The organism is Geotoga petraea (genome assembly GCF_900102615.1).
In the GTDB taxonomy this organism is placed as follows: Bacteria; Thermotogota; Thermotogae; order Petrotogales; family Petrotogaceae; genus Geotoga; species Geotoga petraea.
In genome coordinates, this window is sequence record NZ_FMYV01000004.1 from 1 (window position 1) to 22,313 (window position 22,313).

The 22,313-nt window shown below is 29.0% G+C and carries 25 protein-coding genes and 1 rRNA gene; 3 read left to right on the forward strand and 23 right to left on the reverse strand.

Features of this window, described 5'->3' with window-relative positions; genetic code table 11:
• From BLS00_RS05130 to rpsO, 17 genes are all read right to left on the reverse strand, one after another.
• Positions 1-293, reverse strand: a 16S ribosomal RNA gene (locus tag BLS00_RS05130); the annotation flags it as partial.
• A 209-nt stretch (positions 294-502) separates the two neighbouring features.
• Entirely contained in the window at positions 503-1,930 is a 1,428-nt protein-coding gene (locus BLS00_RS05135) for a proton-conducting transporter transmembrane domain-containing protein (RefSeq protein WP_091403377.1), read from the reverse strand.
• A gap of 1 nt (position 1,931) precedes the next feature.
• Complete coding sequence (locus BLS00_RS05140) at positions 1,932-3,251, reverse strand: proton-conducting transporter transmembrane domain-containing protein (RefSeq protein WP_176759847.1); 1,320 nt, start codon at positions 3,249-3,251, stop codon at positions 1,932-1,934.
• 107 nt (positions 3,252-3,358) lie between these two features.
• Entirely contained in the window at positions 3,359-3,688 is a 330-nt protein-coding gene (locus tag BLS00_RS05145) for a cation:proton antiporter subunit C (protein ID WP_091403380.1), read from the reverse strand.
• The gene (locus BLS00_RS05150; RefSeq protein ID WP_091403381.1) at positions 3,685-4,371 is read right to left on the reverse strand and encodes an MnhB domain-containing protein; all 687 of its coding nucleotides are present in this window, start codon (positions 4,369-4,371) and stop codon (positions 3,685-3,687) included. The genes BLS00_RS05145 and BLS00_RS05150 overlap by 4 nt, the downstream gene beginning before the upstream one ends.
• Positions 4,368-5,144, reverse strand: a complete 777-nt coding sequence (locus BLS00_RS05155) for a hydrogenase subunit MbhD domain-containing protein (protein WP_091403383.1) — start codon at positions 5,142-5,144, stop codon at positions 4,368-4,370. The genes BLS00_RS05150 and BLS00_RS05155 overlap by 4 nt, the downstream gene beginning before the upstream one ends.
• Positions 5,141-5,425: a monovalent cation/H(+) antiporter subunit G gene (mnhG, locus tag BLS00_RS05160; RefSeq protein ID WP_091403385.1), complete on the reverse strand. Its 285-nt coding sequence runs from the start codon at positions 5,423-5,425 to the stop codon at positions 5,141-5,143. The genes BLS00_RS05155 and mnhG overlap by 4 nt, the downstream gene beginning before the upstream one ends.
• A gap of 4 nt (positions 5,426-5,429) precedes the next feature.
• The gene (locus tag BLS00_RS10905; RefSeq protein WP_375338214.1) at positions 5,430-5,615 is read right to left on the reverse strand and encodes a monovalent cation/H+ antiporter complex subunit F; all 186 of its coding nucleotides are present in this window, start codon (positions 5,613-5,615) and stop codon (positions 5,430-5,432) included.
• A 61-nt stretch (positions 5,616-5,676) separates the two neighbouring features.
• Positions 5,677-6,108: a Na+/H+ antiporter subunit E gene (locus BLS00_RS05170; RefSeq protein ID WP_091403388.1), complete on the reverse strand. Its 432-nt coding sequence runs from the start codon at positions 6,106-6,108 to the stop codon at positions 5,677-5,679.
• Entirely contained in the window at positions 6,105-7,070 is a 966-nt protein-coding gene (locus BLS00_RS05175) for a DHH family phosphoesterase (RefSeq protein WP_091403389.1), read from the reverse strand. Before BLS00_RS05175 ends, BLS00_RS05170 begins: the two co-directional genes overlap by 4 nt.
• 10 nt (positions 7,071-7,080) lie before the next feature.
• The gene (locus BLS00_RS05180; RefSeq protein ID WP_091403391.1) at positions 7,081-7,893 is read right to left on the reverse strand and encodes a purine-nucleoside phosphorylase; all 813 of its coding nucleotides are present in this window, start codon (positions 7,891-7,893) and stop codon (positions 7,081-7,083) included.
• 13 nt (positions 7,894-7,906) lie between these two features.
• On the reverse strand, positions 7,907-8,566 hold the full coding sequence (locus tag BLS00_RS05185; RefSeq protein WP_091403393.1) for a metal-dependent transcriptional regulator: 660 nt from the start codon (positions 8,564-8,566) through the stop codon (positions 7,907-7,909).
• Between the two features lie 12 nt (positions 8,567-8,578).
• Positions 8,579-9,601, reverse strand: coding sequence for an HD-GYP domain-containing protein (locus tag BLS00_RS05190; protein ID WP_176759848.1), 1,023 nt, complete (start codon positions 9,599-9,601; stop codon positions 8,579-8,581).
• Positions 9,598-10,623, reverse strand: a complete 1,026-nt coding sequence (locus BLS00_RS05195; protein WP_091403396.1) for a cyclic di-GMP phosphodiesterase — start codon at positions 10,621-10,623, stop codon at positions 9,598-9,600. Before BLS00_RS05195 ends, BLS00_RS05190 begins: the two co-directional genes overlap by 4 nt.
• Positions 10,624-10,638: 15 nt before the next feature.
• Positions 10,639-11,862 (reverse strand): M16 family metallopeptidase, encoded by a 1,224-nt coding sequence (locus tag BLS00_RS05200; protein ID WP_091403397.1) that lies wholly within the window; start codon positions 11,860-11,862, stop codon positions 10,639-10,641.
• 2 nt (positions 11,863-11,864) lie between these two features.
• The gene (locus BLS00_RS05205) at positions 11,865-13,973 is read right to left on the reverse strand and encodes a polyribonucleotide nucleotidyltransferase (RefSeq protein ID WP_091403399.1); all 2,109 of its coding nucleotides are present in this window, start codon (positions 13,971-13,973) and stop codon (positions 11,865-11,867) included.
• Positions 13,974-14,072: 99 nt separating this feature from the next.
• On the reverse strand, positions 14,073-14,348 hold the full coding sequence (gene rpsO, locus BLS00_RS05210) for a 30S ribosomal protein S15 (protein ID WP_091403400.1): 276 nt from the start codon (positions 14,346-14,348) through the stop codon (positions 14,073-14,075).
• Between the two features lie 146 nt (positions 14,349-14,494).
• On the opposite strand from rpsO, the gene BLS00_RS05215 reads away from it, so the two are divergent.
• Positions 14,495-14,950 carry a GNAT family N-acetyltransferase gene (locus BLS00_RS05215; RefSeq protein WP_091403402.1) on the forward strand — a complete coding sequence of 152 codons (456 nt, stop codon included), beginning with the start codon at positions 14,495-14,497 and terminating at the stop codon, positions 14,948-14,950.
• A 14-nt stretch (positions 14,951-14,964) separates the two neighbouring features.
• On the opposite strand, the gene BLS00_RS05220 is transcribed toward BLS00_RS05215, so the two are convergent.
• The 3 genes from BLS00_RS05220 to BLS00_RS05230 all read right to left on the reverse strand — a co-directional run bounded on the left by BLS00_RS05220 (position 14,965) and on the right by BLS00_RS05230 (position 18,577).
• Positions 14,965-16,629: an FAD-dependent oxidoreductase gene (locus BLS00_RS05220; protein ID WP_091403403.1), complete on the reverse strand. Its 1,665-nt coding sequence runs from the start codon at positions 16,627-16,629 to the stop codon at positions 14,965-14,967.
• The gene (locus BLS00_RS05225) at positions 16,626-17,087 is read right to left on the reverse strand and encodes a PadR family transcriptional regulator (RefSeq protein ID WP_091403405.1); all 462 of its coding nucleotides are present in this window, start codon (positions 17,085-17,087) and stop codon (positions 16,626-16,628) included. The genes BLS00_RS05220 and BLS00_RS05225 overlap by 4 nt, the downstream gene beginning before the upstream one ends.
• A gap of 197 nt (positions 17,088-17,284) precedes the next feature.
• Positions 17,285-18,577, reverse strand: coding sequence for an NAD(P)/FAD-dependent oxidoreductase (locus BLS00_RS05230; RefSeq protein ID WP_091403406.1), 1,293 nt, complete (start codon positions 18,575-18,577; stop codon positions 17,285-17,287).
• Between the two features lie 119 nt (positions 18,578-18,696).
• Between BLS00_RS05230 and BLS00_RS05235 the strand changes: the two genes are divergently transcribed.
• On the forward strand, positions 18,697-19,896 hold the full coding sequence (locus tag BLS00_RS05235) for a hypothetical protein (protein ID WP_091403408.1): 1,200 nt from the start codon (positions 18,697-18,699) through the stop codon (positions 19,894-19,896).
• Between the two features lie 31 nt (positions 19,897-19,927).
• Here BLS00_RS05235 and BLS00_RS05240 read toward each other — a convergent pair whose 3' ends face one another.
• Both BLS00_RS05240 and BLS00_RS05245 read right to left on the reverse strand, forming a co-directional pair.
• The gene (locus BLS00_RS05240; protein WP_091403409.1) at positions 19,928-20,323 is read right to left on the reverse strand and encodes a GIY-YIG nuclease family protein; all 396 of its coding nucleotides are present in this window, start codon (positions 20,321-20,323) and stop codon (positions 19,928-19,930) included.
• 5 nt (positions 20,324-20,328) lie between these two features.
• Complete coding sequence (locus BLS00_RS05245) at positions 20,329-21,261, reverse strand: alpha/beta hydrolase (RefSeq protein ID WP_091403411.1); 933 nt, start codon at positions 21,259-21,261, stop codon at positions 20,329-20,331.
• A gap of 138 nt (positions 21,262-21,399) precedes the next feature.
• Between BLS00_RS05245 and BLS00_RS05250 the strand changes: the two genes are divergently transcribed.
• Positions 21,400-21,639 (forward strand): glutaredoxin family protein, encoded by a 240-nt coding sequence (locus BLS00_RS05250; protein WP_091403412.1) that lies wholly within the window; start codon positions 21,400-21,402, stop codon positions 21,637-21,639.
• Positions 21,640-21,685: 46 nt separating this feature from the next.
• Here BLS00_RS05250 and hpf read toward each other — a convergent pair whose 3' ends face one another.
• Positions 21,686-22,225 (reverse strand): ribosome hibernation-promoting factor, HPF/YfiA family, encoded by a 540-nt coding sequence (gene hpf / locus BLS00_RS05255; RefSeq protein ID WP_091403414.1) that lies wholly within the window; start codon positions 22,223-22,225, stop codon positions 21,686-21,688.
• Positions 22,226-22,313 lie beyond the last annotated feature (88 nt).

A 22,313-nucleotide genomic window follows, 5' to 3' on the forward strand; every position in this document is an offset into this window, starting at 1 on the left:
GATCATGCTCTCACATCGGCTACCCGTCGTCGGCTTGGTAGGCTTTTACCCTACCAACTACCTGATGGGTCGTAGGCCCCTCTCCCGGCGCTTCTCTGCTTTTATCTCTCGATATTATCCGGTCTTACCTACCGTTTCCAGTAGCTATCCCTGTCCGTGAGGTAGGTCCCTACGTATTACTCACCCGTTCGCCACTGATACTCAAGGAGCAAGCTCCCCTTTCTCCGTTCGACTTGCATGTGTTAGGCGCGCCGCCAGCGTTCACCCTGAGCCAGGATCAAACCCTTCTTCCAGTCCTTTTTCCTGTCTTCTCAGTCACTGACTGTTTCTTACACTTGACATCTTTTCTTTCTTGGCTTGGCCTCTATCCACTTGTCAAAGAGCTTCTTTTCTTTCTTCTTCCTTCGGCTTCGAAAGCCGAAGATAATATTATCACATTATCGCTTGTTTTGTCAATGAACGTATGGTAAATAAAATTACAATTTATTGTTAATCAATTACTTTAAGTGTTTATAATAAGTATTATAAGCAGTATGGTTATCTGATAAATAATAGTAAAGTCAAACTTATGAACAACTGATAAATCGATTTTTTTGATTTTTTCTGATTTTTCTATCATCCTGTATGATAAAACACCTAATATAAATAACACTATTTCTATAAAAAATTCTTTTATATGAAAATCAAGTATAAAAAAAGACGAAATTAAGAATGAGAAAGTAATTATATAGGCATACCAATAATTAAAATTAAATGTTTTATTGAATGATAAATTTTTTAATATCTTATACACAAAAGCACCATATAGAAAATAACCAACATACAAAATATTGTTATTAATTATTAATTCATATTTTATATTGTTTATGATCGATGGATAAATCCCAGTTATCAAAAATAAATTAAGTACTATTAGCACATATAAAGATAAAGGTATTTTTGTTTTTTTTATTTTTTTTATTACTTTTTCTTTGGTGATGGATTTTATTTCGTCAGCTCCCATAAACAAGAATCCTTTTATAAACATATCAGTTATAAAAAAGTAAAAAAATGAATTTGGATTTTGAATTATAACAATTAACATATATGAAGTACTGACCATGGTCGAATATGCCAACATTTTTTTCAAATTTTTTTCAAGGACCATAAATACTCCACCCATTATTGAACTTATGTATGCATAAGTAATAAGCAATTCTCTGTTTTGAGCATTTAAAAGTGGAATTATAAGAAAAATAATTGCCAATCCAAGTTTTACTATTATTCCAGATAATATAGGTGATATTCCATAAACAGCTTCTCCATGGGCATTTTCAAGCCAACCTGAAATAAAGAAAAAGCCAGATTTAATCAAAACCCCCACTATGATAAATTCTAAAGCAAGCTGGGATATATTACCATGATTTATTACATAATTTATGTTTATACTTCCTGTATCTTTATAAATGATCGCAACACCAATAAGATATATTTCAAAAGCTATTGAACTTAAAAACATATATTTCAATGAGGCCCAAATCTTTTTTTCATCTCTATCTAAAGCTATGAGAAGAAAGATCAACATTGAAATTAGCTCTAAATGTACATATATATTAAAAAAATCTCTTGTAGTAAAAAAAGTGTTTAAAGAACCATTCAACATGAACCATAGTAAAATGAATATTTTAGAATATTTTTTATATGATTTGAAAAAAATTATCATAAAAAATATGTTCATTAATATCAATAATAATTTTATTTCAATGTTGAATTCTAACTCAATTCCGTTGAATATATTATTGGAAGATAGATATAGGCTTTGAGGTTTAGAGAATGTTATTATTAATATTGTAAATAAATAATTTACTATTGAAAATTCTTTAGTTTTCTTTGGATATAGATATTGAATTATTCCAATTGAAAACGGGATTAAAGCGGCAAATAAAAACAATTTAGATCATTCCTTTTAGTTCAAATATCATACTTATTAAAACGAAGGTGTATATATAGTATAAATTTTTATCAAAGTCAAAAATTGAAAAATCTTTTTCAAATGATTCTTCTTTGAATATTTTATAAATAACAAACCCAAAAATAAAAAATATGAAACCTATTATAGATTCATAAATATTTTCTGATTGTAAATATAAATTTATGATTATAAGTAATGAAGATAATGGAATTATAATATTGTTCATTTTTTTTGCCTTTTCAGTTATATTCAGATTGCTTATTATTTTTCCAAAAAATATCCCAACTAAAAATATTATTGAATTTAGGAATAATGTATAACCTATATTCTTTTTTAGTAGATATAGTATAGAAGGATAGACTCCTGTGAGATTGAATAATAATATAAATATCATCAAATATGTGTCATATCTAATTATTTTTTCTTTCATATTTTTTATATAGATAATGTTTTTTTCTGTGAAGATTTTATCTATTAAAATAAATATAATACCTTTTGTTATCATATGGTATATAAAAAAATATACAAATAAATCTCTGGAAAAAATTATTATAAGTAATCCATAACTAACCTGTGACATTGTTGATACAGCAAAAACTTTTTTAATTTTTTTCTGGAAAATGAGATATAAATAGCTTAAAAAAAGGGTTATCAATGCAAAAATTGTTAAATAATTTTTTATTCCATCATTCATCGTAGGATACAATAAAAAGATCAACCATAGCCCCATCTTTTCTACAACACCAGTTAATATTGCAGATATTCCAGGGACAGAATGAGTTTGTACATCTAAAACCCAACCAGATAAAAAGAAAACACCTGATTTTATCAATAGGCTAGTTATTAGAAATGTATGAAAAAATAATGGTTTTTCAAAGCTAAGATTTTCTATCAAATTTAATGTACCTGTATTTGAATATAGTATCGCAATAGCTATCAAATAAAAATTCAAGGCTATACTGGAAAAGATCATATATTTTAAAGAGGCCCAGACTTTTTTTACCTCTCTATCAAAAGCAACTAACAAGAATAGGGACATTGATATTAGTTCAAGACTGACATAAATATTAAAATAATCTCTACTTAAAAAGAAGTTTATTATTGCTCCATTTAAAATCATAAAAATCATTAAAAAATACTTTTCTTTTTTTAAGAAGAATATTGTGTATGTTAAAAAAGAGAGCAAGAAAAAAAATACAAGTATTAATTTATTCTCATATTCTAGAACATGTTGAATACCTATATTTCTTCCATAATCTCCCAAAACAAAAGATTGATATTTCGAAAATATCAATAACATAAAAGTAGAGATATAAGTTAAATTTATTAGAAAATATTTATGTTTATATAAGAAAAAAAGAGATATGGAAGTTGAAAAAAATATTAATGGAGTAAGAATAAAAAAATTCATTTTATTTTTCTTTCGATTTCGTCTATCTGATAAGTCTTTATCTTACTAGATAAAATCATTAAGAAAACCAACATCAAGGATAGGTTTGCAAAACCTATAACAATAACAGTCAAGAGAAATGAATGTATTAATGGATCAGAATAAGTTTCAATCCCTGGAGTTATTATTGGAGAATGGCCATTATAAGATATTGTTATAAAGAGTAGAACAACTCCGGATTGTATTGTTCCTAAGTTTAAAAGTTTTAGTATCATATCTTTTTGGTTAATAACTCCAAAAAGACCTATTATGAAAACTAAGAATGAAAGGATTTGATATAAACTCATAATAACCCCCTGTGTTTTATAAATTTATATAAAATTGTCCATGTACCTGCAAATACTTCAAAACCTATAACAAAATTGAGTAAAATTGCCGATCCACCACTCAATAGTTCTCCAGTTTTACCTGTAAAAGGGAAATTTGCGAAGAAAGCATCCCCCCATAAAACACCCATTATCCCGTATATTATTATAAATAACGGAGATAATATTTTAAATTTTTCTATTTTGGATTTTTTAAAAATGTCTTCTATTTCGTCCATGGGTTTCACAAAAGATACTCCTATTAATCCTGTACCCATCATAACTCCTGCCGCAAAACCACCACCAGGCCCCAAATGCCCTGTTAAAGCTATATATAGTGAAATCATTACTATTATTTGGAAGAGTATAGGCGTCATTATTTGTATTACAGGAGAAGATACTATTGTATCTTCTCCTTTATATTCTGGAAGTTTTTCCATGTAAAAAGACACCCCAATTATAGCTATTGTAAATACCAACACTTCAAAGAATGTATCAAACAGCCTAAAATCTAAAACTATAGACGAAACCATGTTTTGAGAACCATTCTCTCTTGTTATCAGCTCAGGTGTAAAAGAGGAAGTAGAACTTCCAAAATCTACATTTAATACAAAAAGAAAAAAAATAGAAGTCAACAAAATAATAGAAAGAATTTTTCTTATCATCCTATATACCTCCTAATCATTTCTTGATATTCTTCTTGACTATTCTTTTTTAAATCATCGATAAATTCATCAAATTCTTCTTTCAAAAATTCATTCTTTGAGTTAAAAACAAATTTATAACCAGACGTTTTATATTCTCCTATTTCATTATTCTCAAATGTCTTTCCTAAATATAATAAATATTTATATCTTATAAGATCTATTAGGAAGTCATCATTGAAATTCTCTAAATCATTTTTCATATCTTTGTCATCTTCAAATAAACCATATGAAGATATTTTTGGGTTTCCTACAGATAATATCTTAGTTGGCAAAATTTCTTTTGATGTAATTATATTCTTTTCACCTGTGTTAGTATGTCCACCTATTAAAACATCTCCATCTTTTTCTAATTTTTCTATAGCTTCATTCTCTTCAACTTGAATATATTCAACCTCTAAACCTTTTAATTCAACAAATTTATCAATAATATAAAACTCGAACCCTGTTAAAGTATTTTGTTTTTTTTCCACTAAATAAGGAGTTAAAACGTAATATACTTTTATTTTACCAACTTTTTTCATTGCAATGAGATATATGAAAAAAATAAATGCAGCTCCAACTGTTATTTCAACAATTGCAACATCTGGAGCGTTTAGAATAAAAAAAATAGCTGACAATGCAGCTCCAAAAATCCCGTATGCTAACAGCGCATTTATGTGATTTTTGATTAATGATATGTATAAAGCAACCACCACTATTACTGTCATTAGAAAATAGTTAAATATCATCATTTTTTCTTTCCGCCTACTTTTATGTCACTTCTTGAAGCTCCCCATGCAAGAATATGTGAAATAACAGGTTCAATTATAAGTATTAATAAAGCTATCAATACTAGTTTTCCTATATTATCTGGGCTTTTTATCATAAATGAAAGGAGTATTGTAAATATTCCAATAGTATCAGCTATTCCAGCTGATTGAACCCTTGTGTAAAAATCTTTCATAGTTAACATACCTATACTACCTATAAAGAAGAAAAAAATTCCAATATAAAATAAAATATCTGATATCATTTTTTTACCTTCCCTTCTCTAAAAATTTAGTGGCAATTAAAACTCCCCAAACATTCAAAAGTGAGAAAATAATAATCATATCAAGCAAAAAAAATTGATCAGTATAGAAAATATATAATAACATTATAACTGTAATTTTTGAAGAAAATGAGGTGTATGCCAAAAGCCTTTCCCATTGATTTGGGCCCATAAATAATTTTATTAAAGTTAGAAAAAAAGGAATGATTATCAAAATTTGATTTAAAACATAGTTATTCAAATAGATCACCTTCCCAAACTCCTTTAGATGAATGAGCTTTTTCAGGAGTATTCTCTACTCTATGTATTATCAAATTATCGTTATCATCATCAACATCAACGAACAATGTTTTTGGAGTTAATGTTATAGCGTCTGCTATCGCTACTTTTTCTACATCTGTTTTTCCTTTTAGATCAATAAAAGTTAATCCTGAGTAATGTTTTTTAAAAATTAAAGGTATAAATTGAAATGCCGTTTTATACATGTTCAAAATAGAACCAATGGTAGAAATCAAAATTTCTACCATGCCTTTTATTTTTCTTTCAAAGAAAATCCCAGTTATTAAATTTGATAAAACCACAAAAAAGATTCCAATTATTATTGAAAAATCAGAGAAATCTCCAATTAATACCATCCAAATAAAAAACAGAAAAATATAAATCATTTTTTTTCAAAGACCTCTTTGATTTTTAATAACGTAATATTTTTCAATTCTTCGAGAGGTTTATCCGAAGAGAACCCTGCAGCTCTTGGGTGGCCTCCTCCTCCCATTTCAAAGGCTATTTTTGAAACATCAAACCATTCCTTTGACCTCATAGAAACATGAAAAACTCCTTTTTCATGTTCATTGAACATAACTGCAACCTCAACACCCTTTAATGATCTTAAATCCCCAACAAAAGGAGGGATATCTTTTGGTAAAATATTGTATTTTTCAATCATATCCAGCTTCACATGAGATATAACGATTTTATTATCGTTATAAAATTCCATTTCATCTATCACGTCTTTTAACAACAGTAAATTTTCAATAGGTTTATTTTCTAAAACTGAGTTAGTTATTTTGCTAAGTTCTGCGCCTTTTTCGATCAAATCTGCCGCGTCTCTAAAAACTTTTTGATCGGTATTTGAATATCTAAAGAACCCTGTATCTGTTGCTATTCCAGTCAAATTCATTGTAGCTAACTCAGAATTATATTTCACATCTAATCCTTCTAAAACTTCTTTTACCATTTGAGCTGTTGATGCATAACTTGGATCTATCCAATTAATGTTCCCAAAGTTTGTATTAGTAGCGTGATGATCAATAACAATTACTCTTCTATATTCAAAAAGTTCTTGTACTCTTCCTACTCTGTCAGGAGAAGAAGCGTCTACAATTATTATCAAGTCTGAAGGATTTTTTTTAGCGCAATCAAAATCTCTTATGTATTTTTTAACGAATTTGAATTCTTCGAGATACTCAGGGATTTCATCATCTATTATTCCAACTGTTTTTTTCCCATACATAGTTAAACCATATGTCAAAGACGATACAGAGCTAATGTCATCTCCATCAGGCATTATATGCCCAGCAATCATTATAGTATCTGCTTTTTTGATTTCTTCTATAATTTTATCTCTCATTTTACCCTCCTTAAAACATTTTCAAGGCTATCTTCACAACATTTTCAAATTTAGGCTTTATCCTATCTGTAACTTTCATCACATCTTCATGATTTAAAGGTTCTGGCAGTATTCCAGCTGCCATATTTGTACATGCAGAAAACGAAACAACCCTAATCCCTGCATGATTTGCCGCAATAACTTCTGGCATTGTAGACATTCCTACTAAATCGGCTTGAAATTTTTCAGCCATTTTGATTTCAGCTGGTGTTTCGTATGTTGGCCCTAAAAACCAGGCGTATGTACCTTTCTTAATTTTTATATCTATATTAGAGGCTTGTTCAATAATAGAATCCAGCCATTTTTTATCTACAGGATTTGCCATTGGAACAAATCTTGGCCCTAATTCTTCATAATTTGGACCGATCAAAGGATTTTTCATTGAAAGGTTTATATAATCAATATTTGCAACTATGTCTCCAGGACTATATGTTCTGTTTATACCCCCTGCAGCATTTGTTAATATCAAACCTTTAACTCCCAGTTCTTTCATTATGTATATAGGAAAGGATATTTTTTTTATATTTATTCCTTCATAAGCATGAAATCTACCTTTTAATGCTATAACTGGGATACCCTCCAAATTACCTATCACCATTTTCCCTTCGTGGCCTTTCACAGTTGAACTTGGGAAAAAAGGAATATCCTCATATTTAATTTCTTTTGAATTTTCTACTTTGTCTGCAAGATAGCCCAAACCTGATCCCAAAATCAATCCTATTAAAGGTTTTTCATCTGTTTGGTTTTTAATATACTCTACAGCTTTTTTTACTTTAGATAGCATTTTTTCTATCCTCCTATTCTACAATAATGAATTTTGCATTCTCTTTTTCAATCAAAATATTTTTCCCTTTTAAATAAAGTTCAATATAATTATCTTTAATTTTATTCAATATGAGAGATAATCCTGGATAAATTCCAAGTTTTAGAAGTTGTTGTTTTTTATCTTCACTTCCAGATAAACTAATTATTTTTATCTCTTCTCCTTCTTCTACCTCTTCAAGAGTGGTCCTAAAAACATGAGGCATTTCATTTGAGTATTTTTTGATAAACTGTTTCATCTTTGTATATTCTATAGGATTCCTTTTTATGAAAAGCATCATCGCCTCTAATGAAGTAAAAAAATCTTTTGTCATGTGATGCTCTATACCACATGATAATTTATAAGATTCTTCTTTGGAAAGATTAAGTATATTGACAAAAAAGTCTATCAATGTAATATATTTTCTGTATACCCTCTCAGCATAGGCAAGTCCTTTTTCATTTAGATTTATATATCCATATTTTTCATGTGTAATCATTCCGGATTTTTCAAGTCTTTTAATAGCTTCAACAGTAGATGCATCCCTAACATCAAGCATTTTTGAAATATCTTTTATTCTCGGTATTTTTCCATCAATATGTAATATATAAATTGCTCTTAAATAGTTTTCAAGACTTTCTGACATGTTTTTCATTTTTATTGCTCCTTATAAAACTTTTAAAATGTAGCTCTTCTCAGAAGCTAAATCAACAACAATTTGATTTCCAATCTGAAGTAAAGGCTGTAATTCATTATCTTTTTTACTTGCTATTACTGTAGCTATTCTATAATCACTTAAAAGAACTTTGGTGCCTGGAGGATATATACCAAAAACCTTAACAAATGCAGATACACAATCAGGATCAAACATTTTTGTAGAATTTTGAATTATATGAGAAACCGCTTTGTAGTTATTCCAACACCCCTTATAACTTCTTTTAGATGTTAAAGCATCATATACATCTGCAATAGCTATTATTCTTCCAAAAATAGGAATTTCTTCTTCTTTTAGACGGCTTAAATACCCTCTTCCATCGAATCTTTCATGATGATAAAGAATACCAGAAATTATGTTTTCATCATCTATACCTTGTTCATAGCAAATTTCTTTGCCGTATTTCACGTGATTTTTTATTTGCTCAAATTCCTCTTTAGTTAATCCTCTTGGAGCATTTATGAGGTTAATATCTATTTTTGATTTTCCAATATCATGTAGTAAAGCAGATAAAGAAACTTTTTTTACAAGAAAATTATCAAAACCCATTGCTTTTGTGATTAAAGTAGCCACTATAGAAACATTTAAAGAATGAGTATAAGTGTATTCGTCAAAATTTTGTAATTTTTTCAACGGTATGTATATTACATCATCATCAAAATTATCTATAATCGATTCAGCTATATCTTGTGAAACATCTATAAATTGGTCTTTATCAATTTTTTGTTTTTCGTATAAACTACTCCAAAATTCTTTTACTTTGTTATATGATTGCTCTACAAGTTCATTTCTCAAAACAGCGTATTCAATTGCACTGTTTTTTATAATTGGTATAACAAAAATTCCCTTTTTTAAAAGGTTTTCTTTTATTTTTTCTGTTATGATAATCCCTTTTGATAATTTTAACTCAGGGATGTTCGCATTTAAAATATATTTCCAAGGCTCTATTTTATCTACTGATACAAAGAGATTCAAGATTTAATAACTTCTTTTATATATATACCAGAATTAGAACCGGTTTCAACAATTTCTCCATCTACGTTGACAATGGGAAAAACAGATGCCTTCCCTTTTTTAACAACTGTGGCAACATCACCGTTATTAAGTAAAACCTGTGTACCGGTGGGATATAACCCTGTTATTGAGAATAAAGTACTTACATAATAAGGGTCAAACATTTTTCCTGATTGTTTAAGAAGGTAACTAATAGCTTCATATGGAGTTTGCTCTGATTCGATTAACGCGTCGTAAGCATCTCCTATTTGCAAAATCCTAACCAACGGATTTATTTGGTCTCCCTTTTTTTTCATCAATATTCCTGTACCATCAAATCTTTCATGATGATTAAAAACGGCATCTATGACTTCTTTAGATATCTTATCCTTCATGTTTTTTAATGCGTTATATCCAGATATAACATGAGATTTCACTATTTTATCGTCGATATGCCCGTAATCGAAGATCACCCTTTCTCCAATTAAACTGTAACCAATGTCATGTAAAAGACTTGCTTTCAATAACTGATTTGTAAAAACAAAAGGCATATTCAATTTTACTGATATAATAGAAGAAATAATCGCGGTATTTATACTATGAGCAGACAATGCTTCCGAACCTATGTTATGGAAAAGATTTAACACAACATCTTCTTTTTCTAAAAAGGATTTGTAAATGTCTTCGGAAATCTGGTTTAGTTGTTCGTCACTTTGATCAAGTTTTGTTATATCAATTACTTTTTCAAACTGATCAGACCATTTTTTATATTTTTTATTGGGCACTACAGGAGGTAGTTCAGGAAATTGTATGTTGATTTTGCTTTCCATTGTAAAATCTTCTTCATCGTACACGAAAACTTCCTTTACACCATATTTTTTTAATTTATCAATGTCTTTCGCAGTTAACACATTTCCCTCAGATAATAAAATTATTGAATTTCTAGCAATATCTTCTGCTATTACCATACCTGGATTAACATCAGATATATATATTTTTTTCATAGTAAGCCCCCTTTATTATTTTTCCGGGTTCAACTCAGATACGAATTTATTATTACTAAAAATACCTTTCGATACTCTTACGACATCTTCTAAAGAAACTTCTTCAATTTTTTTTACTATTTCATCTATATTAACAATTTTACCATATGTCAAATATAAATCTAATATCTTCATACCATACGCCATGTTTGTTTCTATATCAATTGTCATTTTACCTATAAGTCTTTGTTTCCCATAATTCACCCAGTCTTCTAAATCTTCGCGTTTATAAATCTCTTTTGTAATTTCATCGATTTTTTCTTTATATTTTTCAACATTCTCATCAGATGTTGCCGCATATATCATAAATAAACCACTGTCATTATAAGAATTGTAATCAGAAGCTACTTCATATACTAAACCAGCTTCTTCTCTAATGTTGGTAAAAAGCAGCGAACTCATCCCACTACCCATCATGGTATTCAACACAAGTGTTGCATAATAGTCTTTACTATATTTTGGTGGAGCTTCGTAAGCATAAACTAAGTAGTTTTGAGATAGATCTTTTTTCTTTTTTACTACATTTATCTCTTCTTTTGATATATTTGGGCTTAAAATTTTGTTTGGCTCTTTTGAATCTCTGTTAATTTCCATTGATTCTAAGTATCTAATTACTTCCTCTTCATCAAAATTCCCTACTATTGAAACTATTGTGTTTGCAGGAATAAAGTTTTTTGAATAATGCTCTCTAAGGGTTTTTTCATCCATATTTTTAACTGTATCTCTATAACCTATTATAGGTCTACCAAAATTTTCATCATACACATTTTTGAAAAGATTTTCAAAAATTTGATCAACTGGATCATCTTCGTACATTGCAATTTCTTCTAATATAACTTTCTTCTCTTTTTCTATATCGTCTTTTTCAAGAGAAGCATTGAATGTTAAGTCTGATAGGATTTCAATAGCTATGTTTATATTTCTACTCGGAACCTTAGAATAAAAAAGAGTGAGATTTCTTGCTGTGAAGGCGTTTAATGAACCTCCAACTTCTTCTAAAGGCTTTTTGATTTCTTTTATATTTCTTGTTTTAGTTTTTCTAAAAACGGTGTGCTCAATAAAATGAGACACACCGGCAATATTATTTTCTTCATGAACAGAACCAGATTTTACACAAAAAGATACGGAGGCACTTCTCATTGTCTTCCTTTTCAACAATAAAAGAGTTAATCCATTTTTTAATTTATTTACTTTAAACAATCTTATTGACCTCCATCCTTTTCTTCTTTTGGTTCTTCTAATAATTCTAATTGGAATTTACCTGGTCCTTCAACTTTTAAAACTTTTACCTGTACTTTTTGCCCAAGTTTAAATTCAGTTGGCTTAGGTTTCATATTAGAAGCATGCAATAATCCTGTTTTACCTGGCAAAACTTCTACAAATAATCCATATTTTTCTATTCTTGTTACCTTACCTTCAAATATATTTCCTCTTTCAACATCAGTGGTAAGATTTTTTATATGATTAATTGCTTGATCAATTTTATCAGTGTCAAAACCTGTTACCTTTACCAATCCACTGTCATCTATAAATACTTCTACTGTGTAATTTTCCATTATTTTTTTGATAACTTCTCCACCACGACCAATTACGTCTCCAATTTTCTTTTGAGGAATTTGAACAGTTTTTATTTTTGGTACAAATTTTGAAACTTCTTTTTTAGGTTCAGGAATAGCATCATACATTAAATCTAAAATATGATTTCTTGCAATTTTGGCTTTTTCTAAAGCCACTTTCATTATTTCTCTGGTGACTTTATCAACTTTAACGTCCATTTGGAAAGCTGTTATTCCTTCTCTTGTTCCAGTTACTTTGAAATCCATATCCCCTAAATGGTCTTCAATTCCTAAGATGTCTGTTAGAACAACATTTTTATCCTCTTCAAATATCAACCCCATTGCTATACCAGCAACATGTTTCTTTAAAGGTACTCCAGCATCCATCATAGCTAATGAAGCAGAACATACAGAAGCCATTGATGAAGAACCGTTAGATTCTAATATTTCAGAAACCATTCTGATTGTGTATGGGAATTCTTCTTCACTTGGAATTAAATTTTTGTGCGCTCTTTCAGCTAAGTGTCCATGCCCAATTTCCCTTCTTCCTGGTCCTCTTAATGGCTTTGATTCACCTGTTGCATATGGTGGGAAATTATAATGCAACATAAATCTTTTATCTTCATCAGAAAAAATAGTATCTACCATTTGCACATCCATTGGAGCTCCCAAGGTGACAATACCAAGTGATTGTGTTTCACCTCTTGTGAATAAAGCTGAACCATGAACTCTGTTAATAAGGCCTGTCTCACATTCAATGGGTCTTATTTCATCTACTCCTCTTCCATCAGCCCTTCTGTTTTCATCAAGGATAGATCTTCTCATTGTATTTTTAAAAATTTCTTCATATTTTTCGTTTAAGAAACCTTTTTTCTCGTTATAGAAAGATTCTGACCATTTATCTAAATATTCTTCTTCAAATTTTTCGAAAATTGATTTTTTATATTCAGCTAAATTTTTATCTTTATTTTTCTTTCCATCAACTAACAATCTTTTAATTATTTCTTCCTCATCTATTAGTTTTTCAAAATCGTTTAAAAATTCTTCTGGACATTCTGGTTCTTCAACCTCCCATTTTTCAATGTTGAAATCTTTTATAATTTCTTCTTCAAATTTTATAATTTCCTTTATGGCATCATGTGCAAACATCAAAGCATCCACCATTTCATCTTCAGTAACTTCTAAAGATTCGCCTTCAACCATGGTTACTGCTTCGTTTGTTCCTGCTACGATTATATCCATTTTTGATTTTTCTAATTCTTCTTGAGTTGGAAATACAACATATTTCCCATCCACATAACCAACTCTTACGCCTGCTACAACCCCATTAAAAGGAATTGGTGATAAGTTTAGTGCTAATGATGCTCCAGTAATACTCCAAGTTTCAATGCTGTCATCACTTAACATTGCAAAAACTGTAGATATCACTTGAATCTCATTGTGAAAATTCTTTGGAAATAAAGGTCTAATAGGTCTATCTATTAATCTTGAAGATAATATTGCTTCTTCACTTGGCCTTCCTTCTCTTTTAACAAATCCTCCTGGGATCTTACCTACAGCATAGAATTTTTCTTTGAAATCTACTGTTAAAGGTAAGAAATCTGTACCTGGTTTTGGCTTTTCACTCGCATTTGCAGTTACTAAAATTGTCGATTCGTTGAAATTTAATACAACTGAACCCAATGATTGTTTTGCCATTTTACCGTGTTCAATAGATAATTTTCTTCCGAAAATTTCTTTTTCCCATTTTTTCATTTAATTTTCACCTCTTAATTAATATCTATTCTTATATATTCTACCATAATTAGCAGTATTTATTAAAATAAAGCGGGGCTTTTAGCCCCGCTTTAAAAATTATCCTCTTATTCCAAGTTTTTTAATTAATTCTTGATATAACTCTGGTTTTCCTTTTTTCAAGTATTTTAACATCTTTCTTCTTTTACCAACCATTGACATTAAACCTCTTCTTGAATGGAAATCTTTTGGGTGTTTTTTTAAATGTTCGGTAATGTGTTTGATTCTTGCAGAAAGTAAAGCCACTTGTACTTCTACTGACCCCGTGTCTTTTTCGTTAATTTGAAATTCTTCAACGATTCCTTTTGTCACATCATTTTCTAATCCTCTTGACATATTGTTTCCTCCTAAATTCATATTCCTAAAACTAAGTAATGGGTAAATCCCAAAACTGAGTAATAGGTAATTTTATTATATTATAATAATAGTAAATTGTCAATAAAATGTATGTTATAATTTATTAAAAAACGGAGGTATTTATAATGGCTTTATCAGTTTTCACATTTTTATTCAAAGATTTTGAATTTTTTAAATTAGCTTATGATATTAGGAATGAAGTTTTTATAAAAGAACAAAAAGTTCCAGTAGAAGAAGAATTAGATGGGCTTGATCCTGCTTGCATTCATTTTTTAGGGCTATATGAAAACACCCCTGTTGCTACTGCAAGAGTACGTTATATAGATAAAGATACATGGAAAGTAGAAAGAGTTGCAGTTATCAAAGAACAAAGGAGTAAAGGTTTTGGAAAAGAAATCATGGAAAACATTGAAAATGAGGCTGGCAAAAAGAAAGTTTCAAAATTGATTTTGAACTCACAAAAAAACGCTATCGATTTCTACAAATCTTTAGGTTTTGAATCTTTATCTGACGAATTTTTCTATGAAGCTGGAATACCACATGTGCAAATGGAAAAAATATTAAAAGAAAGCCAAAATTAATTGGCTTTCTTTTTTTATGAATTTTTCAACATTATCTCAGCTTTTTTTGCATTGGCATAAACAGTAAATCCACCATTAAGATTTTTTACTTTGAATCCGTTCAATTTCAATATTCTGTATGCAAAATAACCTCTCATTCCAAGTGTACAGTATGTTATATATGTTTTATTTTTATCTAAAGTATCTAATTTTTCTCTCAACTTTGGGAAAGGAATATTTATTTCATTTTTTAACCCAATTATGTTTTTCTCGTTTATTTCATCTCGATTTCTCACATCTATCAAAACAAAATTTTCTAAATCTTCTAACTCATTCCATTCTATTGTTTCAATCTCTCCATTCAAAATATTTTCTCCAACGTATCCAGCTACATTTAAAGGATCTTTTGCTGATCCAAAAGGAGGTGCATAAGCAAAATCTATATCTGTTAAATCACTAACTGTCATGTTACCGCTAATCGCAGTGGCAAGAACATCAATTCTTTTATCTACTCCGTTTTTTCCAACGACTTGTCCACCAAGTATTTTCCCATCTTTTTTGAAAAGTAGCTTTGTTGTTAAAAGTGATGCGCCAGGATAATAACCAGCATGGTTTTTAGAATTTGTAATCGAGGATATATAGTCTATTCCCATAGCTTGTAATTGTTTTTCATTCAATCCTGTAGAACCAATTGCCATTTCAAATACTTTCGCAATAGATGTACCAATACTGCCTTTATACTCTTCACTGTTATTTTTAATAATGTTATTTGCAACTATCCTTGCTTGTTTGTTTGCTGGTGCTGCTAAAGGAATATTTGTTTTTTCTCCGCTTATAAGATGTTGTATTTCAACAGCGTCCCCAATAGCAAAGATATTCTTATCTGAAGTCCTCATATGCCTATCAACAGTTATACCTTTTCTACCTATCTTTAACCCAGCTTCAATGGCTAATTTTATTTCTCCTCTAACTCCAATTGACAAAATGACTAATTCGGTCTTTATCTCTTTATGGTTGGAAAGTTTCACAATAAATTCTTTATCGCCTTCTATTTTTTCTATGGCATTTCCCATTATTAGATTAACCCCGTGTTCTTTCATATGATTTTGAATTATTGAAGCAATTTCAAAATCAACTGTATTCATTATTTGATCAGCCGTTTCAATTAATGAAACTCGAATACCTCTTTCCGTCAAGTTTTCAGCCATTTCTACACCAATAAAACCTCCACCAGCGACAACCGCATTTTTAACCTCATTTTCTTCTATATAATTAATTATTTTATCCATGTCATTAACATTTCTTAATGTCTTGACCCCTTCTTTGTCAAATCCTTCAACAGGTGGTACAAATGGATTTGCTCCAGGGGATAAAATCAAGTAATCATAATCTAAATTATAATCTTCCATATTTTTTCTATCTCTAACCAATATTTTTTTATTTTCTCTATCTATTGATAAAGCTTCTGTATGGTTTCTGACTTCGACATTTATCTTTTTTAAAAATGATTCAGGGGTTTCTAACAATAACTCTTCTCTTGATTCAATAGTTCCTCCTATGTGGTAAGGTAACCCACAATTAGCAAAACTAATATATTCTCCTCTTTCTATAACTATTATCTCAGCATCTTCTGACAATCTTCTTAATCTTGCCGCCGCAGTAGCACCACCTGCTACTCCTCCAACTATAACTATTTTCATTCTTTCACCTCTTCTAATAATTTATTTTCAATTTTATCTTTTAAAAAATTCAATTTATTCTTAATTTTTTTAAGATCATCTTGGCCGTTCCAATCTGCAAAAGAAAATAATTTGATTAATTCGTTAATTGCTTCCCTAAATTCTACTGAAACATTGGCACAATTACATTCAGATATAAGCTTTATTTTATTGAAATAATCATTAACTTGATCACTATTATTAAGTTTGTCTATATACTTTTTACCTTTTGATGTTAGAAAATATTCTTTTTTTCTTCCATTAATTTCAAAGTCTATTATTTTTCTATCTTTCAGATCTTTTAACTTGGGATAAATAGATCCCGTAGATATTATGATATTTTTATCTTTTGAACTTTTAATTAAATCGTATCCTGAGGCTTTCCCTTTTTTTGATAAAAATTTCAGTATGTATGTTTCCACTATACTTTTCTTATTCATTTTTTACCCCCCCTATTGTGAAAAAATTCTCATTATAAATATATCAAAATCGATACATCAAAATCGATAATATTTTCTCATAAAAAAAATAACTGTTAATAACCTAACAGTTAATTTATTTTTACCTATTATTACAGTTAATAATAATTAATTCACAAATTTTTAAAAGCCCCAAATTTGGGGCTTTTAAAAGTCATTCATAAAGTGTTAGATATTAGATATCCATGAGCTGCAGCATAAGTAATTGATCTTGTCCAACCAGAAGAATCCCCTATTATTTTGAGGTTATCAAATAAGCTATTGTCCACTTTATTTCCATAAAATTTCGCTTCTACACCATATAAAAGATTATCTGGATAAGTTATTCCCGGAATCACTTCATTTAGCCTTTCCATAAAATCAATTATAGACTCAACAGTTTTTCTTGGAAAGACCAAATTTAAGTCGCCCAAAATATAAGAATCATCTGATAGTGTTGGTTCAACTCTTCCTACCTTTTTAGTTCTATTAGAATTATAAAAATCTTCATAAGTTTGGAGAATTACCTTTTCTCCACCAGATAAAATGTTAGATAACTTAGAAATATATGAGCCATAACCTATTGGGTCATTAAATGGTTGTGTGAACGAATGAGTTACTAATATCGCAAAATTCGTATTTTTAGTTTTTTTATTCGCCTTTGCGTGACCATTCACAGTTACGAAATCATCGTATTTCTCTAACGTGACTTCTCCTGAAGGGTTATTACAAAATGTTCTTACGGTATATCCAGTTTTGGTTTTCAATCTTAACTTAAATTCATACATTTTATCGTTTAGTTCTTGAACAACATGATCTGGAAGTTCGAATCTCACCCCCAAATCTACCTTATTGTTTGATAAAACTATTTTAGGCTCTTGTGCAATCAAAGATTTAACAAGCTTGTGTCCCCTTCTTCCAACTGCCAAAATTAGGTGATCATAATTTTTGTTTATGTTGTTTATAGTATAATGGCTTTCGAATTTATTGATCTTTTCTATTTTTGAGTTAAAATGAAAATTTATATTTTCTTCTTTTTCAAAATCCTGGTATATTTTTTTAACTGTGTCAGCTAATGCATCGGTCCCAATATGAAAAAATTCCGATTTTACTGGTTCAAAACCTTCATTATAAAACTTTTTAAAGAGATCTTCATCATCAAAAGATAATCCATGTTCTATATCTTTCTTATAAACCTTTTTCCCGTTTTCATAACTTATCATATCAGCCTTTTCAAGAAAAAATTCTACAATTTCTCTCTGAATATTAGTCGGTATTTCTAAATCTCCACCCATATTTTTTGATATGAATAATTTCCCATCGTATTTTAGACCACCAAATCCAGAATTTTCAATATCTCTTCCCATTTCATAAACGTCTACTTCATAATCTTTAATATTACCATTATCTATCATCCCTTTTAAAAACCCAATAGCTGCCGCACCAAATCCAATCAAAGCAACTTTTTTCATAAAAAACACCTCCGAGAAGATTTAAAAACACAAAAGATTATACCATATATAAAAACTTTTAATAAGTTTTTAAATTAATTTGTTATAATGTAATTAAATGATAAAAGGGGGGATTTTTAATGAAAAAACTCACATTTTTAATGGTTTTAACTATTTCATTTTTAGCTTTTTCAAATCCTTTGAGTCTGATTTTTAAAGATGCGATAGTGAATTTTGAAGAAATGAAACCAGGAGATCACATAATGTCAGAAGATGAAAATATTTTATGGGTGGAAGGTAGTGAAAAATGGAGTATTAAAACAAATAAATACAACTTCAGTTTTAATTTAGTGGATTTAGATCAATTTACAGGTGAAATAAAAGAAATTGAAGATAATATTTTTGAAGTGGTTGATAGCAACAAAATATTGTTCTACAACTCTAATCTTGGAAAATGGGCCACTACAGATAAAAAAAACTTTCCATTTATAAAAAATTCTAAACATTTGTCTATTTACGCAAAGCAAAATGTTTTAGTTGCAACATATAAAAAGGCTAGTTGGAGTATGATTTATGAATTATACCCCGATGGAAAATTCACAAAAAATGTTGAAATATCGGGTGCAGAAACTCTTGAAAATTCGAGAGTTTATTTGATTAACGATTACCTTCAAGAAAATATCCAGAATTTTAGCTTGATGACAAGAAACATAGCAGCAGAATCAAAATCTTATGATTTCCAGGAAGACATAGTTCAAAATATTTATACACTCGATTTAGGTAATTTAGATATAAATTCTGACAAATCTGTCATAAATATAGATACAAGAAAAATTCTTCTTTTTGAGGATTACCTTGAAATACCACTTCCCTATACAACTCAAAATGCCAATCCTTACATAATTCGTCATATAGAGAACACTAAAGAAAACGGCCTGGGTATAGAAATACCACAAGGTAAATTGTGGATTAACGAAAAATTTGATAATGAAACTGTTCCATTAAACAAAATCAACATAGATTCCTATTCGATCGGTGAATCAATTGTGCTAAACATGGATAAAAGTTGGAACTTTTACTATTCCAATAACATTATTTCAGATGTAAAAATAAATAATGAAACAAGGATGACTCAAAGAAATATCAACTTAACAAACCACTCGGATGATTACAAATGGGTATTGATTTCTGAAAAATCGGCTAATATACAGTTGGATGATTACTCTGTGAATGATGATTACGATACGCTAATAAACGATTCTAAAAAAGGTGAAATAAATATTAAGATCAAGATGAACCCCAACTCAAGTATTTCAGTAGACCTCATATATAAAAAATGATTATAAATAGCCCTTGATTAATTCAAGGGCTTTAATTTATTTTCTTTATTAAATCAAAAGCTTTTTCAAGATTATCAATTTTATATAGATTAGAATCAAGTTCTTTTATATCAGAAGCTCCAAACCCTTTAACAGGTGAAAACTCAGAGTTAAAAAGTTTTGATATTTCTATTTCTCTATACTTTCCGTCTGGAATTAGAACCACTCTTATAACTTCTCCGTTTTCAAGTAAATTATCTATATGCCAATGCTTTTTGTATTTTCCCTCTTTATAAGAAATATGTCTTCCAACTCTTTGATGTAAGTTTTTTAAAGCTGATCCTACATAAACGTATATCCCTCTCTTGATCTTGAACAATTTTTTCGATGTTCTGAAAGAAAAATCTCTTTCAATTTTTATATATAATATATAAGTACCTTTGTTCATTTCATTCACTCGTTTTCTATAAAGTTTATGGCCCACCTTGCAATATTTCTTCTAAACAATATAGATGATTTATGGCCCGCTGGAAAAACTTTCTTTTTAGCGTTCGGAAACATTTCATATAAATCTTCAGACGCCCTCTTTGGAATTATTTTATCATACTTACCTTGGATATATAAAACTTTATTTTCCACAAACGGGGCAAAAGACAATGGATCATATGCATAACAAGGTATCGGCGATTTCGTGAAAATATCATCCACACTGTTGAAATTATCTTTGACAAATTTTTGTGCATCGCTTCTAAAATTTTTGGCACAAAATTCCTCTCCATTACACCCATAAGCGTTACCTTTTGTTCTATATTCTTCTCTAACTTTATCTGTGTAAGGAGAATGAAAGTTAATCCATCTCCAGTTCCCTCCAGTTATAGTTAATATACCCTTATTTATTCTATCATCCAAAGCTAAAACTAAAGTCCCGATAATTCCTCCAAAAGACACTCCCATCAAGTGAAGTTTATTATTATCAAAACCATCAAAATTAGAGATATAATCAATAGTTTTTCTTATATCCTTTACAGCATTATGAAATAATTGGATACATTTGTCTGGTTCTGCAGAATAAAAAGGCTCTCCATCTATCAGATCAGAATTTTTTCTTTTATAGTGGTAAGGCAAGATAGTCATTGTTGTTCTGTATCCTTTTTTACTAAAATATTCCGCGTACCATTGAAGATATTTAATATTATTTGGGCCTATACCATGAATAAAAACTATGTCCCCTTTTAAACTTTTTTTATTTTCAAATACTCTAAAAATCATGTTTTCATTCTCTTTATGAAACTTTTCTTCATATGGCGCTTTTATTGTATATTCTGTATATTTTTCTTTGACTTCTTTTTTTACTTCATTTATTTTTTTATCATATTCATAAATCATTTAAACATCTCTACCTTTCTGGTTTTAATTTTCTTCAATATTTTACTATTAACGTTTTACATTATTTTAAAAAAATTATATATTTTTTCTGATATAATTTTAAAAATACCACACATAGGTATAAGGAGGTCGTGAATTATGCAACATACTAAAATTACAATTTATAGCACTCCAAGCTGTCCTCATTGTAAAAGAGCAAAGAGGTATTTTAAGGAGTTGGGATTACAATTTAAGGATTATGATGTATCAAAAGATAAGAGAGCAGCCGAAAAGATGATAAAAAAAACTGGGCAAATGGGTGTCCCAGTAATAGAAATCGGGAACAAGACTATTGTTGGTTTTGATCAAAATAAAATAAAAAGATTATTAGGTATTTAACATACTAAAAAGAGAACTCAAAAGAGTTCTCTTTTTTTTATACTAATTATTCTACAAATTCAATTAATCCAAATGAACCATTATTCCTCTTATAAACTACGTTAACTTCATTTGTATCTGCATTTCTAAATACAAAAAAATTATGTCCCAATAATTCAGCTTGTAAAAGTGCTTCTTCAGCTGGCATCATAGATAAATCATATCTTTTTGTTTTTCTAATTCTTGATTGTTCTTCGTTTTCTTCTGTATCTTTAATTGCTTCGTTAAATTGTTTTTTAGAATCATGTTCTTGTATTCTTGTTTTTAATTTTCTTATTTTTCTTTCTAAAGAGTCTGTCACATTATCAATTGCTTCATATAAATCTCCATCTTTTTCTTCAACTTTTATGATTTTATTGAATTTTTTAAAGTGTGCGGTAATTTCAACTTTATAAATACCGCCTTCTTTTTGGATCCTAAAATCAGCAGGAGATAATAAATCCTCATGTTTTTTCAACATATGATCCGGCTTACTCATTCTTTTTTCAATATAATTTTGAAGTGCTGGAGTTAACTGAATATCTTTTACAAAAACTTTAAATTCCATATAACCACCTCCAGTTTGATTGACAAAGACTGCATAATTTGTAAAATTAAATAAAAATATTATTTTTTACTCTTATATTAACATGTTA

Excerpts from the sequence above, each read along its gene's own strand:
- BLS00_RS05140 (WP_176759847.1), bottom strand. The coding sequence starts at position 3,251 with ATGTTATTGATATTTTCGAAATATCAATCTTTTGTTTTGGGAGATTAT.
- BLS00_RS05145 (WP_091403380.1), bottom strand. The coding sequence starts at position 3,688 with ATGAGTTTATATCAAATCCTTTCATTCTTAGTTTTCATAATAGGTCTT.
- BLS00_RS05150 (WP_091403381.1), bottom strand. The coding sequence starts at position 4,371 with ATGATAAGAAAAATTCTTTCTATTATTTTGTTGACTTCTATTTTTTTT.
- BLS00_RS05155 (WP_091403383.1), bottom strand. The coding sequence starts at position 5,144 with ATGATGATATTTAACTATTTTCTAATGACAGTAATAGTGGTGGTTGCT.
- mnhG (WP_091403385.1), bottom strand. The coding sequence starts at position 5,425 with ATGATATCAGATATTTTATTTTATATTGGAATTTTTTTCTTCTTTATA.
- BLS00_RS10905 (WP_375338214.1), bottom strand. The coding sequence starts at position 5,615 with ATGGGCCCAAATCAATGGGAAAGGCTTTTGGCATACACCTCATTTTCT.
- BLS00_RS05170 (WP_091403388.1), bottom strand. The coding sequence starts at position 6,108 with ATGATTTATATTTTTCTGTTTTTTATTTGGATGGTATTAATTGGAGAT.
- BLS00_RS05175 (WP_091403389.1), bottom strand. The coding sequence starts at position 7,070 with ATGAGAGATAAAATTATAGAAGAAATCAAAAAAGCAGATACTATAATG.
- BLS00_RS05180 (WP_091403391.1), bottom strand. The coding sequence starts at position 7,893 with ATGCTATCTAAAGTAAAAAAAGCTGTAGAGTATATTAAAAACCAAACA.
- BLS00_RS05185 (WP_091403393.1), bottom strand. The coding sequence starts at position 8,566 with ATGAAAAACATGTCAGAAAGTCTTGAAAACTATTTAAGAGCAATTTAT.
- BLS00_RS05195 (WP_091403396.1), bottom strand. The coding sequence starts at position 10,623 with ATGAAAAAAATATATATATCTGATGTTAATCCAGGTATGGTAATAGCA.
- BLS00_RS05205 (WP_091403399.1), bottom strand. The coding sequence starts at position 13,973 with ATGAAAAAATGGGAAAAAGAAATTTTCGGAAGAAAATTATCTATTGAA.
- rpsO (WP_091403400.1), bottom strand. The coding sequence starts at position 14,348 with ATGTCAAGAGGATTAGAAAATGATGTGACAAAAGGAATCGTTGAAGAA.
- BLS00_RS05215 (WP_091403402.1), top strand. The coding sequence starts at position 14,495 with ATGGCTTTATCAGTTTTCACATTTTTATTCAAAGATTTTGAATTTTTT.
- BLS00_RS05220 (WP_091403403.1), bottom strand. The coding sequence starts at position 16,629 with ATGAAAATAGTTATAGTTGGAGGAGTAGCAGGTGGTGCTACTGCGGCG.
- BLS00_RS05225 (WP_091403405.1), bottom strand. The coding sequence starts at position 17,087 with ATGAATAAGAAAAGTATAGTGGAAACATACATACTGAAATTTTTATCA.
- BLS00_RS05230 (WP_091403406.1), bottom strand. The coding sequence starts at position 18,577 with ATGAAAAAAGTTGCTTTGATTGGATTTGGTGCGGCAGCTATTGGGTTT.
- BLS00_RS05235 (WP_091403408.1), top strand. The coding sequence starts at position 18,697 with ATGAAAAAACTCACATTTTTAATGGTTTTAACTATTTCATTTTTAGCT.
- BLS00_RS05240 (WP_091403409.1), bottom strand. The coding sequence starts at position 20,323 with ATGAACAAAGGTACTTATATATTATATATAAAAATTGAAAGAGATTTT.
- BLS00_RS05245 (WP_091403411.1), bottom strand. The coding sequence starts at position 21,261 with ATGATTTATGAATATGATAAAAAAATAAATGAAGTAAAAAAAGAAGTC.
- BLS00_RS05250 (WP_091403412.1), top strand. The coding sequence starts at position 21,400 with ATGCAACATACTAAAATTACAATTTATAGCACTCCAAGCTGTCCTCAT.
- hpf (WP_091403414.1), bottom strand. The coding sequence starts at position 22,225 with ATGGAATTTAAAGTTTTTGTAAAAGATATTCAGTTAACTCCAGCACTT.